Below are 15,581 nucleotides of genomic sequence, written 5' to 3'. Positions count from 1 at the left end.
TGAAACAGGAGGCGGGCGTGGATTATGCGGTTCAACAGATCGGAGCGGGCATTTTTTATTCTGATCGTTTTGATGGTCGGTATCGGGCTGCTGCTCTACCAGGCTCGCGTTGACATCGGACAATTGCTGACCTTACCGCTTGAGGGGCGCACCTTGGAACTGGTTTCGCGGCTGGACCAGTTGAACGACGTCACGATCTGGTTGCTGGCGGCGACGCTCGCTTGCGGGCTGTTCCTGATCTACCCCCAAATAAGAATCGATGCGCTGGATCGCGGCAAGTTGCAGGTCATCACGCAGGATCTTTCCGAGCGGTCGCAGACCCTCGAACATGCTGCGCTGACGGACAGCCTGACGGGCATGCAGAACCGGCGTTATTTCGACGAGGCGCTGAAGGAATATCTGGTCCAGTTCGACCGTATTCACCGGCCCGTCGGGCTGATGATTATCGACCTCGATCACTTCAAGACCGTGAATGATACTTACGGGCATGACGTTGGCGACATCGTATTGCAGGAGGTGGCGCGGTGCCTCAGGGATTACACACGCTATCATGACGTTGTCGCCCGGCTGGGTGGGGAGGAGTTCGCAGTCCTCGCACCGAACATGGATGCGGAATTGATGATCAAGCTTGCCAATCGCATTCGCAAGGCAATATCGGCGCTTGAAATCGATCTCGGTGACGAAAAGCTTGGTGTTACCGTCAGTATCGGTCTTGCGATATGGGACCGTCGCGAGACCTCGAAGGATCTCTATCGCCGCGCAGACAAGATGCTCTATGCAGCAAAGAACATGGGACGCAACCGCGTCTGCGCCTGAGCGTGTCTAGCGCTCGCGGTCCTTGCGAAAACTGCGCACCAATTCGCCCATCTTCTCAATGCTCTGTTTCGTGTCCAGGCTGAGTGGAGTTTGCGGCTTCAATGAAGGTGCCCGATGAAATTGCTCTCCGATCGATGCATGGTCGCGATGAGAGGTGGAAGCCGGGTTGCCCCAAAGATTGTCGTCGTCTGCGAGCCGGTCCGCTGGTTCCGCCTGGGAGCTGCTTTCGAATGCGCGCAGCTTTTCGACGATACGGTCCAGCGATATCTTGCCGTCGTTGCGCCAACCGGAAAGGGCGCTTTCGCTTTTGCTGCGTCCCGGAAGCTGATGGGATGGAATAGTCTCAAATGTAAGTCGCATGGGCGTCGAGAAGGCTTCGCCGAAGGCGATGGCCTCGCGATTGGCGATCGATGAAAGGAAACCCGCCATACTTTGCGCGCCGCCGCGAATGGCACCTTTGATGATTTCCTGGTCGCGTTCATTGCCGAGCCGCATCGCGAAAATGGAATTGCATTGCGACAGGATTGTCGCGTCAAGCTCGCCAGGGCGCTGGCTGATGACGCCAAGATAGGAACCGTATTTTCGGCCTTCCTTGGCAATCCGGGCTATAGCCTGCCGTGTCGGCCAGAAGCCGGCGTCGCGGTCGGCCGGAATATAGCGGTGAGCTTCTTCGCAGATCACCAGCGTCTGCAGGCTGCCTTCGCTTGATAGAGCGATATCGAACGCCAGTCGGCACAAAACCGACGCGACGGCGTTGACCACCTCGGAAGGCAATCCCGCAAGCTGGAATGTGCAGATGGGCTTTCCGTTTTGTGGGATGCGGAAAATGCGGCCAATGGCGTGCCGCATCGTCTCGGGTCCCCCAGTCACGGCAAACATGAAGCGGAAGCGAGGATCGGCAGAAATCGATTCCAGACGAGCCTTGAGGCTTCGCAGATAAGGACGTTCCGCTTTGCTGTCGAGAAGCCCCATGCGTTCGTCGATGAGGGCGATCAGATCTGGGAGGCGATAGGCAACGGGCGTGTCGGCGCTGACGCTCTGCCGGTCCGCCAGCTGCCGCCGCAAGGTTTTCGCGGACAACGGCTCGGTGCCTTGCATTTTTTCCCGCGCAAGCTGGACAAGATCGCGCAGTATATCGAGTTCCATCGGATCGGGCGCGCGCCCGCGAAAGATCACGTCTGCGAATTCTTCAAGCCGCAGCATCCAGAACGGCAGCTCGATATTCGTCTGATCGACGGCTACTGCGAGGTCAGGAAATGCGCTCGCGAACTCGTTGTGTGGATCTAGGATGAGTACACGAAGATTGGGCTTTTCGGCGACGATGCGGCGCAGAAGCAGCATGACTGCGCTCGATTTACCGACGCCCGTTGTGCCAACGATGGCGAAATGCCGGGAAATAAGATCGTCGACCGAAATATGAGCCTGAACTGTTGCGTCCTGTGTCAACGTGCCGATCGAAACGCTGCTGTGCCCGGTCTGGGCATAAATGGCCGCCAGGTCGCTCGCGCGGATACGGTGGGCGATAGCGCCCGGATGGGGAAATTGAGAAATACCGCCGTTGAATGTGGTTTGCCCATTGGACTGCACGCGAACCTCGCCCAGAAACTCGACATGGACATGGAGCGTGTTGTCACCGCCGCGTATCCAGACATCACCCGGCACAAGCACATTGCGAATAAGACCGACGACGCGATTGTCGCCTGACCGAATGGATATCAGCTGTCCCACTGCCCAGTAATCGTCGGATGCGGCGGAGGAAGGGCCTGACAACGCCGAGACGATGGCGCCTGCGCCATCACACTGGATGACGTACCCTTCCGTGCGATTGCGCTGCACGTATTCGCCGTGTTCTCGTGCGCCGGAATTGTCGCCGATTTCGCTCATGCTGCCCGCTTGCCCCAACTTTCAACAGGAGGTTTCGCATCAGGATAAGAGTCTTCGGTTGAAATAAAGTTATCGTTTAGGGTGAGCGAGCCTAAGAAAATATCGCGGGCGATGTATTTATGCGTTGACGACGCCAAATCCGGCTATTAGTGTCCGCCACCATGAACACGATTATTATTCTTGTGGTACGGGCGCGCATGGGCAGGATGGTGTAACCATCCGGCGAAAGCTCCCATGCGCGAAAGACAGGCTCCCTCGGGGGCCTTTTTTATTATCCAAATCAGAAATGAAATGCAGACGGGAAGAGAACAATGACTGCAGGTAAACGTGAGGCGGACGCAAACGCCGCAGAAACGCAGGAAGCAAGCAATCCGCGCGAAATGACCGGCGCGGAAATGGTCATTCAGGCTTTGATCGATCAGGGCGTCGAGAGCATCTTCGGTTATCCCGGTGGCGCTGTGCTTCCGATCTATGACGAGCTCTTCCAGCAGGACAAGGTTCAGCACGTTCTGGTGCGTCACGAGCAGGGCGCCGGACATGCGGCGGAAGGCTACGCGCGTTCGACCGGCAAGGTTGGGGTGATGCTTGTCACATCCGGTCCGGGTGCGACCAATGCGGTCACGCCGCTTCAGGACGCTCTGATGGACTCCATTCCGCTGGTTTGCATTTCGGGCCAGGTGCCGACGACCCTGATCGGTTCCGATGCATTTCAGGAATGCGATACGATCGGCATTACACGCCCCTGCACGAAGCACAATTGGCTCGTAAAGGACGTCAACGATCTGGCGCGCATCCTGCACGAAGCCTTTCATGTCGCTTCCACCGGTCGTCCGGGTCCCGTTGTGGTCGACATTCCGAAGGATATCCAGTTCGCCAAGGGCATTTATACGCCGCCGGAAACTGCACCGCGCACCAGCTACCGTCCGGTTCTCGACGGCAATGCGCAGGCAATTTCGGATGCCGTTCGTCTGCTCGTCAATGCGAAGAAGCCCGTCATCTATTCCGGCGGCGGCGTGATCAACTCCGGCCCGGCAGCTTCCCGTCTGCTGCGCGAGCTGGTGGAGATCAGCAATTTCCCGATCACCTCCACGCTTATGGGACTGGGCGCTTATCCGGCTTCCGGCAAGAACTGGCTTGGAATGCTCGGCATGCACGGCACCTATGAAGCCAACATGAGCATGCATGACTGCGATGTCATGCTGTGTGTTGGTGCCCGTTTCGACGACCGTATCACCGGGCGCCTGAACGCATTTTCCCCGAACTCGAAGAAAATTCATATCGATATCGATCCATCTTCGATCAACAAGAATGTTCGCGTCGACGTGCCGATCATTGGCGACGTTGCCCACGTTCTGGAAGACATCGTTCGTCAGTTCCGCGCTTCTGAGAGGAAACCGGAAAAGCAGGCAATCGGCGCATGGTGGGAGCAGATCGACCGCTGGCGCTCCCGCAATTCGCTTGCCTATGCGCCGAACCGGGACGTCATCATGCCGCAATATGCAATTCAGCGGCTGTATGAACTGACAAAGGATCGCAAGACCTACATCACTACTGAGGTGGGACAGCACCAGATGTGGGCTGCGCAGTTCTATGGCTTCGAGGAGCCCAACCGCTGGCTGACCTCCGGGGGTCTCGGCACCATGGGTTATGGTCTGCCGGCGGCGCTCGGCGTGCAGATCGCGCACCCTGATGCTCTGGTTATCGATATTGCAGGCGATGCATCCATCCAGATGTGCATTCAGGAAATGTCGGCTGCGATCCAGCACAATGCACCGATCAAGATCTTCATCCTGAACAACCAGTATATGGGCATGGTGCGCCAGTGGCAGCAGCTTCTGCATGGCAACCGTCTGTCGCACTCCTACACGGAGGCGATGCCGGATTTCGTGAAGCTGGCCGAAGCCTATGGCGCGCACGGCATCCGCTGTGAAAAGCCGGGCGATCTCGATGCCGCCATTCAGGAAATGATCGATATCGACAAGCCGGTTATTTTCGATTGCCGCGTGGCAAATCTCGCCAACTGCTTCCCAATGATCCCGTCGGGCAAGGCGCATAACGAAATGCTGTTGCCGGATGAAGCAACAGATGAAGCCGTTGCCAATGCAATCGATGCCAAGGGCCGCGCGCTCGTCTGACCCGGAGGAAAGAAATCATGAACGCACAGAACCTAGCTTCCGGATCGGCCTATTTCATCGCTGCCGAAACGCAAATGCCGGAAACGCACACGCTTGCCGTCCTCGTTGACAACGAACCGGGCGTCCTTGCCCGCGTGATCGGTCTTTTCTCCGGCCGTGGCTACAATATCGAAAGCCTGACCGTTTCGGAAACCGAGCATGAAAAGCACCTCTCGCGCATCACAATCGTGACGCGCGGCACCCCGCATGTGCTCGACCAGATACGCCACCAGCTGGCCCGCATCGTGCCGGTTCACCGCGTTGTCGATCTCAGTCATCGCGCCTCGGAACTCGGCCATGATCGTCCGGTGGAGCGTGAACTGGCATTGGTGAAGGTCGCCGGCAAAGGTGAGGCAAGGGCCGAGACGCTACGTCTGGCCGACGCATTCAAGGCCAAGGTGGTTGATGCGACGACAGATCATTTCATTCTGGAAATCACCGGAAAAACTGCCAAGATCGATCAGTTCATCTCGATCATGAAGCCGCTCGGTCTGGTTGAGACCTGTCGTACCGGCGTTGCGGCCATGAACCGGGGGCCGGAAGGCATGTAATAGCTTCCGAGGCGATCGATACAATATCGTTAAAAACCGGCACAATGTTTCGATTGTGCCGGTTTTTTATTGAGCTAATTTGTCCCTATAAATCGGGGCCGTCCTATGTCTATCGAAATTTTTCTGGCGCTTCTTGTCTTCGCCTTTGTCTCATCCGTTACACCGGGACCGAACAATCTGATGCTGCTGGCATCAGGTGTAAATTTCGGTTTCCGCCGCACCATTCCGCATATGCTGGGGATCGGCGTCGGCTTCTTCGTATTGCTCCTGGCGGTCGGCTTCGGCCTCGGCGCTTTGATCGAAACGGTGCCGTCATTCTATACGGCGCTGAAATTCGCCGGTGGCGCCTATATGCTTTATCTCGCCTGGAAAATCGCCATGTCGCGCTCCATCGGAGAAGCCAGACATCGCGATAAGAGCGTGCCGATGACTTTCCTTCAGGCGGCAGCGTTCCAGTGGGTCAATCCGAAAGCGTGGGTGATGGCAGTCACCGGCATTGCCACCTATGCCAACCACGACAATTATTATGTTGCCGTGCTTCTGGTGAGCACTGCCTTCGCGATCGTGAACTTGCCGAGCGTGTCGGTCTGGGCGGGGTTCGGAACCTTGCTGCGCAACTGGCTTTCCGATCCTGTTCGGTTGAAATGGTTCAATCTTGTCATGGCTTTGCTGCTCGTGCTGAGCCTGTGGCCAATGCTGAAATAAAGATGAAGAGGCAGATGATGAACAAGCTTCCAACTTACGATGACGTGATCTCGGCCGCAAAGCAGATCGAAGGCCATGCGCACCATACGCCCGTATTCACATCGTCCACGATCGACCGCGAAACCGGCGCGCAGTTCTTTTTCAAGTGTGAAAATTTTCAGCGCATTGGTGCATTCAAGTTTCGAGGTGCATTCAATGCTTTGTCCCGGTTTACAGATGAGCAAAAGGCGCGGGGTGTGCTGGCTTTTTCATCCGGCAATCATGCCCAGGCGATAGCGCTTGCAGCAAAATTGCTCGGCATCGGAGCGACCATCATCATGCCCGAAGACGCGCCGCGCGCCAAGCTGGAAGCAACGCGAGGCTATGGTGCGAGGGTTGTAACCTATAACCGCTACGAAGAAGATCGCGATGCGATTTCAGGCCGGCTGGCGGAGGAGGGCGGGCTGACCCTCATTCCGCCGTTCAATCATCCCGATATCATCGCTGGCCAGGGGACCGCCGCCAAGGAACTGATCGAGGAAACCGGCCCGCTCGATGCATTGTTCGTCTGTCTCGGCGGCGGTGGCCTGCTTGCGGGTTCGGCGCTGGCCGCGAAAGCCTTGTCGCCCGCTTGCGATGTCTACGGGGTGGAACCGGAGGCTGGAAATGACGGCCAGCAATCGCTCCGCTCCGGCAAGATAGTCCATATAGATGTTCCAAAGACGTTGGCGGACGGTGCGCAGACGCAGGCGCTGGGTGACATGACCTTTGCTATCATTCGCAACACCGTTCGCGATATTCTGGCGGTTGGCGACGATGAGCTCGTGCAAGGCATGAAATTCTTCGCCAGCCGGATGAAGATGATCGTCGAGCCCACCGGCTGTCTTGCTTTTGCCGGAGCGCGACAGATAGCGTCGAAGCTGCAAGGCAAGCGCGTAGGCGTCATCGTCAGCGGCGGTAACGTTGATCTCGACAGATTTGCAGCTTTGATGAGCAAAAACGTTTGATCACGGTTTGATCTTGTTTTCAGGCGGCGAATCCTGTCTGAAAGGATCATGCAGTTTTCACCGGAACAGGATCAGGCGCTGAAAGCCGTGGGGCATTGGCTCAAGGACGGTCGCAGCCCCATTTTCAGATTGTTCGGCTATGCGGGTACGGGCAAGACGACGCTCGCCCGTTATTTCGCCGAGCATGTGGATGGCGATGTGCAGTTTGCTGCGTTTACCGGGAAGGCAGCTCAGGTGCTGCGTTCGAAAGGTGCCAGCAACGCTCGCACGCTTCATTCGCTCATCTATCGCCCGCGCGGTGAAGAAGCGATCGAAGACGAAACCACCGGCAAGACCTCCATCGCGCCGACCTTCTCGCTCAACCGGCAAAGCCCTGTCGCCAAGGCAGCGATGATCGTCGTGGACGAATGTTCCATGGTCGATGAAGCGCTGGGGCGGGATTTGATGAGTTTCGGCACGCCTATCCTTGTCCTTGGCGATCCGGGACAGTTGCCTCCGATTTCCGGTGGTGGGTTTTTCACGGAGCACGAGCCGGATTACCTGCTGACCGAGATTCATCGTCAGGCACAGGACAATCCGATCATCCGTATGGCGCTCGACGTGCGAGAGGGAAGGGAACTTCCCTATGGCGACCACGGCGCTGCGAAGGTTATCGGTAAAGGCGATGTCAATCAGGAGATGGTTCTGGCTGCCGATCAGGTGCTGGTCGGTACAAACCGAACGCGACGCCGCTACAATCAGCGCCTGCGGGAATTGAAGGGCTTCACTGCGGATTATCCGCAGGCTGGCGACAAGCTGGTTTGCCTTCGCAACGATCCTGCCAAGGGGCTTCTCAACGGATCTTTATGGAAGGTGATGACCTCTTCCAAGGAAACCGTGAAGCCGGGCATCAACCTGCTTGTTACGCCCGAGGACGATGACCGCGGCGTTGCGAAGATCAAGCTGTTGAAGGCGCAGTTCGAAGATCCGGACAGTGAAATTCCGTGGCAGACCAAAAAGCGTTATGACGATTTCGATTATGGCTATGCCTTGACGGTTCATAAAGCGCAGGGCTCCCAATGGGACGAAGTGGTGCTTTTTGACGAAAGTTTTGCGTTCCGCGATACGCGTGAGCGTTGGCTTTATACGGCCATTACCCGCGCCGCCGAACGCCTGACTATCGTAAAATAATCATTCTTCGATCGGTCTTGCGCCGAGCCATTCCCAAGCCTCGTTTTCTTCGTCCGCTTCAAATGCACGGAGTTCTATCGAGAGGAACGGCTGCATGAGGGTTATGCTGGCCTGTATCCACAGTGGACCGCCCACGATAGCATAGCGGCGAAGCTTTTTGAGCGATTTGGCACGCATGGACAACATGCTCTCCGAAAACGCAGCGGTCCAGTCGAAGCCTTCATAGCCGGTGAGACGGACCAGAAGATCGATTTCGTCGTGGGTTTCGTAAGCGGCATCGAGAAGTCCGTAGAGGTTCTCCAGCGATGCGTCGTCAAGATGCCCCTCGATTGCAAAGGCAAAAACGTCATCCCGGTTTGTGGGAATGCGGCGAATGACGGGTATGTCCTCATTTCGCATCATAGACCTCCATCATTGATCAGATTCAAACGCCGAAGCGGGGTCAAAGGTTGCGTCCAGCGCCAAATTGATACGAACTGAAAAAGCTCTGCAAACCCAGTTTGTTACAACAAACTTGCGCGGTTGGGGATTGCAGGCGTGGTGCGACGGCAAAACACTCACATTTTTTCATGGCAGGCGTTATAAAGCGGAATATTCATCCGGGAGTCTCCAATGCCTGCGAAATTATCGGTCAATCTCAACGCTGTTGCGATGCTGCGAAACCGGCGCGATTTGCCGTGGCCAAGCGTTACCGGTCTAGGCCGCGCCGCGCTCGCTGCAGGGGCTGCCGGATTGACGGTGCATCCGCGTCCAGACCAGCGTCACATCCGGTTTTCCGACCTCGGCGAAATACGCGCTTTGATCGATGACGAGTTTCCGCAGGCGGAGTTCAATATCGAAGGCTTTCCAAGCGAGGCATTTCTAGATCTCGTGGAGAAGCATCAGCCTGAGCAGGTGACGCTTGTGCCTGATGATCCGACACAGGCGACATCTGATCACGGATGGGACTTCGTGTCGAAGTCTGATTTTCTCGCGCCGATAGTCGCTCGCCTGAAAGCAGGTGGAATGAGGGTGTCGTTGTTCGCCGACCCCGATCCGTTGGGATACGAACGCGCAAAGGCTATCGGGGCGGACCGGGTGGAACTCTATACCGGTCCCTACGGCGCTACCTACGACGATCCGGCTGCCGCGGTGCACGAACTGGATCGTCTGGAAAAGGCTGCAAATGTTGCCACGGCGTTGGGATTGGCCATCAATGCCGGGCATGATCTAACAGTAGACAACCTGCCTGCGCTTGTTAAACGTGTTCCTCAACTGAATGAAGTTTCCATCGGGCATGGATTGACAGCCGATGCCCTCATGTATGGGATGCCGACGACGGTAAGCCGCTATATCGCGGCCTTGCGATAGATGTTATTCAATGCGCTTGATGCATGGCTGGGATTGGAGCTTTGCAAAAAGCGCATTTGCATTCGGATGCGACAAGCTATAGGCGTCCGCCACTATTCAGATGCGTTTGGGGGCGCGCAGGATCGTATGAGGGAAGCATTGAAGCAGTTCTCCGACGTCTGCTTTGCGCGCTGCGGCATTTGCAATGTTGTTGCATTCGTGCAGATTGCTACGTTCAGTCGACGCCATGACCATGATTGAAACTGGTCGGGGGAAGGCTTGGCAGCGATGCCGCAATTCGCAACTTTTTGCGAATACGCTCATTATCTCAATTCGATCCCAGTAACTCCAGCCAGAACGTTTTCAGGAAGTTGCGAGGTGCCTGCATATGAGCGGCGAGCTAAATGGCAATGACACGCCGATGCAGGCTGGTGTGCCTGCAGTCGGTGTTCCTGAAAGCGTTGCGTTTGCTGAAGATGCCGGGCAGCACAATGAGAGCATGAAGACGCTGGTGCTGGGAGCATTGGGTGTCGTCTACGGCGACATCGGCACCAGCCCTATCTACGCTTTTCGTGAAGCGCTTCATGCAGCCGCGAGTGACGGCATTCTCGCCCGCAGCGATATTCTCGGCGTCGTTTCACTGATCTTCTGGGCGCTGACACTGGTTGTCACAATCAAATATGTGCTGTTTGTTCTGCGTGCAGACAATAATGGCGAGGGTGGCATTCTTTCGCTAATGGCCCTTGTCAGAAGTGCGTTGAAAGGCAGGCCGGACCTGATCCTGGGGGTAGGCATCTGCGGCGCGGCGCTGTTCTTCGGCGATGCGGTCATCACGCCCGCCATATCGGTCCTTTCGGCAATGGAAGGACTGGAGATTGTCGCTCCCGATCTTACGCCTTTCGTGGTTCCCATAACCGTCGTTATTCTCGTGACGCTGTTCTCCGTACAAAAATTGGGAACGGGAAAGGTTGCCATCGTCTTCGGACCGATCATGGCATTGTGGTTTCTGGCGCTGGGCGCGTCGGGTCTATGGCATATTTTCGATGATCCTACCGTGATGGTCGCGCTTAATCCCTATTATGCGGTGCGCTTTCTGGTGGTCAGCCCCGGCATCGCATTCATTACGGTCGGCGCCGTTTTTCTCGCAATGACGGGCGCTGAAGCCCTTTACGCCGATCTCGGCCATTTTGGGCGCAAGCCCATTGTCCGTGCATGGCTCTGGATCGTTTTCCCATGCCTGCTGCTCAACTATTTCGGGCAGGCTGCGTTCATTCTTTCTCACGGTGAAGCGGCTGCGCTGCCGTTCTTCCAAATGATGCCAAGTTTCGCACTCCTGCCCATGGTGTTGCTTGCCACCGCTGCGACCGTGATAGCGAGCCAGGCGGTTATTACCGGCGCCTACTCCGTGGCGCGTCAGGCCGTTCAGCTCAACATTCTTCCCCGCTTGGAAATCCAGCACACCTCGGAAAAGCTGCACGGCCAGATTTATATCCCGCGCGTCAACCTGCTTCTGGGGCTGGCAGTGGTCATTCTGGTGCTCGGTTTCGAGAAATCCAGCAATCTTGCGGCGGCATATGGCATTGCCGTCACCGGTAACATGCTGGTGACGACGGTTCTGCTCTATATCGTGATGACTCGTATCTGGAACTGGCGTGTAAGCCGCGCCCTGCCATTTATTCTCGGCTTCCTTATCATCGACATCATGTTTTTCAGTGCGAACATCATCAAGGTTCACGAAGGCGGGTGGGCGTCGATCGGTATCGCAGTGGTGCTGGTCCTCATCATGTGGACCTGGGTGCGGGGAACGCGGCACCTGTTTCACAAGACCCGCAAGGCTGAAGTTCCGCTGGACCTGATCGTCCAGCAAATGACCAAGCGTCCGCCTACCATCGTGCCGGGTACGGCTGTTTTTCTGACGGGCGACCCAAAAAGCGCTCCGACCGCCCTCATGCATAGCCTGAAACACTACAAGGTTCTGCACGAAAACAATGTCATATTGACGGTTGTGACCGCCTCGAAGCCATGGGTTTCGAGTGCCGACCGGGCACGGGTGTCCCAATATAACGAGCGCTTCATGCAGGTGACGCTCACTTTCGGCTATATGCAACAGCCTAACATCCCGCGGGCGCTCGGCATCTGTCGCAAGCTCGGCTGGAAATTCGACATCATGACCACGTCTTTCTTCCTGTCGCGCCGGTCACTCAAGGCATCCGCGCATTCCGGCCTGCCGCTCTGGCAGGACAAGCTGTTCATCCTGCTTGCGCGCACGGCATCAGACGCAACCGAATATTTCCAGATACCGACAGGTCGAGTGGTGGAAATTGGAACGCAGGTAAACCTCTAAACCTGCTTGAGCCGACAATTTTCCAAGGCGCTTTCCCGGCTTCGGGAGGGCGCTTTTTGCGTTCTATGCGCACCGAACTGAATTCTGCAGTAGCGAACTGTAATTTTCGAAAACACGCTTGACCGTGGCGGGAACAATAATTATGAATTGGGGAACCGTACCGTACGGTACAAGGTGGAGGAAAGACCCGTGACTGATACCAGCGACGAATTGCAGGCTCAAAAGCAGCAGGCTCTTTCGCCGCGTCAGAACGATGTTCTGGAGCAGGCGTTGCGCCTTCTAGTGGAAGGCGGGGACCGCGCTTTGACGACGGCAAGTATTGCGCGTGCCGCCAACTGCTCGAAGGAAAGCCTCTACAAATGGTTTGGTGACCGCGATGGTCTGTTGACCGCGATGGTTCGCTGGCAGGCCTCGAAGGTTCGCGTTGTGCCGCTGACGCGTGAGAAGCTCGATGCGGAGTCCCTGTTTTCCAGTCTGGAGCATTTCGCGCGCGACTGGCTTCTGGTGCTGTCGGGGAAGACCTCGATTGCTCTGAACCGCCTCGCGGTGAGCCACGCAGCGTCCGCAAAATCCGCATTGGGCGATATCGTCCTGGCCAACGGCCCTGTGGCCATGGCCAAGCGCCTCAAGCCCATTCTGCATATGGGGCAGGAGGCCGGTTTGCTGACCTTCGACGATATTGATGAGGCATTTCGCACGTTTTTCGGGCTCGTCGTCCGGGACATGCAAATACGGTTGCTGCTTGGCGACCATCTGGAACTGACTGACGACGTGGTCATCCGGGACGCCCGGCGCGCCACCAAGCAGTTTTTTGCCCTCTACGGGGCCTAATCACATCGGCGGACGCGAGAAAGCCGAAGAACAATCTGAACGAAGGGAATAAGGAAATGCGCGTTTACTACGATCGGGATGCAGACGTTAACCTGATCAAGTCGAAGAAGGTGGTTATCGTCGGTTACGGCAGCCAGGGCCGTGCCCATGCGCTGAACCTCAAGGATTCCGGTGCCGCTAACGTGCGCGTGGCCCTTCGTGAAGGTTCTGCGACTGCGAAGAAGGCACAGGCTGACGGCTTCGAAGTGATGAATGTTGCCGATGCCGCCAAGTGGGCCGACCTCATGATGATGGCAACGCCTGACGAGTTGCAGGCCGACATCTACAAGGAGCACATTCACGACAATCTTCGTGATGGCGCTGCTATCGCCTTCGCCCATGGCCTCAATGTCCATTTCGGCCTCATCGAGCCAAAGAAGTCGGTTGACGTCGTGATGATCGCGCCAAAGGGCCCGGGCCATACGGTTCGCGGCGAATATCAGAAGGGTGGCGGCGTACCTTGCCTCATCGCCATTCACCAGGATGCGTCGGGCAACGCGCACGATCTGGCGCTCTCCTACGCTTCGGGCGTCGGCGGCGGTCGTTCGGGCGTCATCGAAACCACTTTCAAGGAAGAGTGCGAAACCGATCTGTTCGGCGAACAGGCTGTTCTCTGCGGCGGCGTGGTCGAACTGATCCGTACAGGCTTTGAAGTTCTGGTCGAAGCTGGCTATGCGCCGGAAATGGCGTATTTCGAGTGCCTGCACGAAATGAAGCTGATCGTGGACCTGATCTACGAAGGCGGCATCGCCAACATGAACTACTCGATCTCGAATACGGCCGAGTGGGGCGAGTACGTGACCGGCCCGCGCATTATCACTGCCGAAACCAAGGCTGAAATGAAGCGCGTCCTCAAAGACATCCAGACGGGCAAGTTCACATCGGATTGGATGCAGGAGTGGAAGGCCGGCGCTGCCCGCTTCAAGGGTATCCGCCGCATGAACGATGCTCACCAGATCGAAGAAGTGGGCGGCAAGCTGCGCGCAATGATGCCGTGGATTGAAAAGAACAAGCTCGTGGACAAGGCTCGCAACTAAGAGACTTCAGCTTCCATTGTTCGATCAAGGGGGCGTTTCATGCGCCCCCTTAATAGTTGGCGTCCCAGAAGGCTTATGCGTTCGTTGCGAACGAAAAGAACTCAAATTCTGCGCCAGTTTTTCGTTTCATGCACTTAAAGGCCCAAAACAATTCCGAATATCTTTATTCCATAGAAGCATGGGAAAAGCTGTTCTCGTCTGCCGAAAAGTGCGCTAGAGCTTCACATCCAATAGCCAAGTTCTGAGGAGACTTCGCTATTACAAGTTCCGTAAAATCTACGGATAGTCTAATTGAGGAGATTTCCCGTGTTGGACTGGGAAAATGTATTTGCAACGCGCTCGAAACGTATGCGCGCATCAGAAATCCGCGAACTGCTGAAGCTTCTGGAACGGCCCGATATTATTTCGTTTGCGGGCGGAATTCCTGATCCGGCGCTTTTCCCGCATGACGAATTCCAGGCCGCCTATAAGGATATTCTTACCGGTCCCGAAGCCAATGCAGCGCTGCAATATTCCATTTCGGAAGGCTACAAGCCGCTGCGCACCTGGCTCGTCGGTGAGCTTGCCAAGATCGGCATTCCCTGCACGGAAGACAATGTGTTCATCACATCGGGTTCCCAGCAGGCGCTCGACTATCTGGGCAAGCTGTTCCTGTCGCCTGCCGACACGGCGCTCGTGACCGCACCGACCTATCTCGGCGCGCTCCAGGCCTTCAACGCTTACGAGCCCAATTACGATATACTGGCGATCAAGGGCAATCGCACGCCGGAATCCTATGCGCAGGCAGCGGAAAAAGCTGGCGGTCAGGTGAAGTTCGCTTATCTGTCTGCCGATTTCAGCAATCCGACGGGCGAAACCGTCGATCTTGCTGGCCGCGAGAAACTGCTCGCACAGGCGGATGAACTTGACATTCCGGTGATCGAGGACGCGGCTTACCAGTATCTTCGCTACAATGGCGATGCGATTTCGCCGATCCTGGCACTCGACATTGCCCGTAACGGCGGCGATATCGAGAAGACCCGCACCATCTATTGCGGTTCCTTCTCCAAGACGCTGGCTCCGGGCCTGCGCGTCGGCTATGTGGTGGCGTCGAAGCCGGTTATTCGCAAGCTTGTTCTGATGAAGCAGGCAGCGGACCTTCACTCTTCCACGATCAACCAGATCGCCATTCAGCGCGTTGCCAGCAGTGGCTTCGATGCTCAGGTAGCGAAGCTGCACAGGGTTTATAAGCACCGTCGCGACAAGATGCTCGAAGCGCTGGCGAAATATATGCCGGAGACCACGAGTTGGACGAAGCCTGAGGGCGGCATGTTCGTCTGGGTCACGTTGCCGGAAGGCATGGATGGAGCTGCACTGCTTGCCGCGTCCATCGATAGCGAAAAAGTCGCGTTCGTTCCGGGCCGCGCTTTCTTTGCTGACGGCAGCGGAGCCAATACACTGCGCCTCAGCTATTCCTGCGCCAATGACGAGATGATCGATGAAGGCATCAAGCGGCTTGGTCGCCTGATACGCGCTCACACAAAATCTGCCGCTGCCTAAGCCGCAGATGTAAAAGCCGGGTTCTGACCCGGCTTATACATTTGAGGCCGGAACGGTAAACTTCGTTCCGGCCTCGTTTGTCATTGGGGTGAATGCAACACCGCACTGACGGCTGCAAAGAGGTTGGGTCGTGCCCGGCAGGAACTTTCGTTCGTAAAAAAGCAGAACCCTTTGCA

Annotated in this window: 13 protein-coding genes; 11 read left to right on the top strand and 2 right to left on the bottom strand. The window is 56.5% G+C overall.

Translation table 11 applies throughout. From position 1 onward, the window contains the following. The first annotated feature begins 24 nt into the window (after nucleotides 1–24). Nucleotides 25–816, top strand: a complete 792-nt coding sequence (locus ACOWVS_RS13150) for a GGDEF domain-containing protein (protein WP_021586847.1) — start codon at nucleotides 25–27, stop codon at nucleotides 814–816. Between the two features lie 6 nt (nucleotides 817–822). On the opposite strand, the gene ACOWVS_RS13145 is transcribed toward ACOWVS_RS13150, so the two are convergent. Continuing rightward, the gene (locus tag ACOWVS_RS13145; protein WP_021586846.1) at nucleotides 823–2,700 is read right to left on the bottom strand and encodes an ATP-binding protein; all 1,878 of its coding nucleotides are present in this window, start codon (nucleotides 2,698–2,700) and stop codon (nucleotides 823–825) included. A 311-nt stretch (nucleotides 2,701–3,011) separates the two neighbouring features. On the opposite strand from ACOWVS_RS13145, the gene ACOWVS_RS13140 reads away from it, so the two are divergent. The 5 genes from ACOWVS_RS13140 to ACOWVS_RS13120 all read left to right on the top strand — a co-directional run bounded on the left by ACOWVS_RS13140 (nucleotide 3,012) and on the right by ACOWVS_RS13120 (nucleotide 8,286). Continuing rightward, complete coding sequence (locus ACOWVS_RS13140) at nucleotides 3,012–4,835, top strand: acetolactate synthase 3 large subunit (protein WP_021586845.1); 1,824 nt, start codon at nucleotides 3,012–3,014, stop codon at nucleotides 4,833–4,835. Nucleotides 4,836–4,852: 17 nt separating this feature from the next. Further along, nucleotides 4,853–5,425: an acetolactate synthase small subunit gene (ilvN, locus tag ACOWVS_RS13135; RefSeq protein ID WP_006467176.1), complete on the top strand. Its 573-nt coding sequence runs from the start codon at nucleotides 4,853–4,855 to the stop codon at nucleotides 5,423–5,425. A gap of 105 nt (nucleotides 5,426–5,530) precedes the next feature. Further along, nucleotides 5,531–6,130, top strand: a complete 600-nt coding sequence (locus tag ACOWVS_RS13130) for a LysE family translocator (RefSeq protein WP_021586844.1) — start codon at nucleotides 5,531–5,533, stop codon at nucleotides 6,128–6,130. Between the two features lie 17 nt (nucleotides 6,131–6,147). Beyond that, on the top strand, nucleotides 6,148–7,116 hold the full coding sequence (locus ACOWVS_RS13125) for a threo-3-hydroxy-L-aspartate ammonia-lyase (RefSeq protein ID WP_075042018.1): 969 nt from the start codon (nucleotides 6,148–6,150) through the stop codon (nucleotides 7,114–7,116). Between the two features lie 48 nt (nucleotides 7,117–7,164). Continuing rightward, nucleotides 7,165–8,286 carry an ATP-dependent DNA helicase gene (locus ACOWVS_RS13120; RefSeq protein WP_006467174.1) on the top strand — a complete coding sequence of 374 codons (1,122 nt, stop codon included), beginning with the start codon at nucleotides 7,165–7,167 and terminating at the stop codon, nucleotides 8,284–8,286. Here ACOWVS_RS13120 and ACOWVS_RS13115 read toward each other — a convergent pair whose 3' ends face one another. Then, nucleotides 8,287–8,685, bottom strand: a complete 399-nt coding sequence (locus ACOWVS_RS13115) for an STAS/SEC14 domain-containing protein (protein ID WP_021586842.1) — start codon at nucleotides 8,683–8,685, stop codon at nucleotides 8,287–8,289. Between the two features lie 213 nt (nucleotides 8,686–8,898). On the opposite strand from ACOWVS_RS13115, the gene ACOWVS_RS13110 reads away from it, so the two are divergent. The 5 genes from ACOWVS_RS13110 to ACOWVS_RS13090 all read left to right on the top strand — a co-directional run bounded on the left by ACOWVS_RS13110 (nucleotide 8,899) and on the right by ACOWVS_RS13090 (nucleotide 15,405). Beyond that, nucleotides 8,899–9,636: a pyridoxine 5'-phosphate synthase gene (locus tag ACOWVS_RS13110; protein WP_021586841.1), complete on the top strand. Its 738-nt coding sequence runs from the start codon at nucleotides 8,899–8,901 to the stop codon at nucleotides 9,634–9,636. A gap of 367 nt (nucleotides 9,637–10,003) precedes the next feature. Then, nucleotides 10,004–11,959, top strand: coding sequence for a potassium transporter Kup (locus ACOWVS_RS13105; RefSeq protein ID WP_021586839.1), 1,956 nt, complete (start codon nucleotides 10,004–10,006; stop codon nucleotides 11,957–11,959). A gap of 189 nt (nucleotides 11,960–12,148) precedes the next feature. Further along, nucleotides 12,149–12,790, top strand: a complete 642-nt coding sequence (locus ACOWVS_RS13100; protein WP_021586838.1) for a TetR/AcrR family transcriptional regulator — start codon at nucleotides 12,149–12,151, stop codon at nucleotides 12,788–12,790. Between the two features lie 56 nt (nucleotides 12,791–12,846). Continuing rightward, nucleotides 12,847–13,866, top strand: a complete 1,020-nt coding sequence (ilvC, locus tag ACOWVS_RS13095; protein WP_006467168.1) for a ketol-acid reductoisomerase — start codon at nucleotides 12,847–12,849, stop codon at nucleotides 13,864–13,866. A gap of 306 nt (nucleotides 13,867–14,172) precedes the next feature. Continuing rightward, on the top strand, nucleotides 14,173–15,405 hold the full coding sequence (locus ACOWVS_RS13090; RefSeq protein ID WP_031346792.1) for a PLP-dependent aminotransferase family protein: 1,233 nt from the start codon (nucleotides 14,173–14,175) through the stop codon (nucleotides 15,403–15,405). Nucleotides 15,406–15,581 lie beyond the last annotated feature (176 nt).

Origin of the sequence: Brucella sp. IR068 (genome assembly GCF_049065885.1) — a bacterium.
GTDB classification, from domain to species: Bacteria; Pseudomonadota; Alphaproteobacteria; order Rhizobiales; family Rhizobiaceae; genus Brucella; species Brucella intermedia.
The sequence above is the reverse complement of the archived record's forward strand: the minus strand, read 5'-3'. Positions and strand labels throughout refer to the sequence as shown.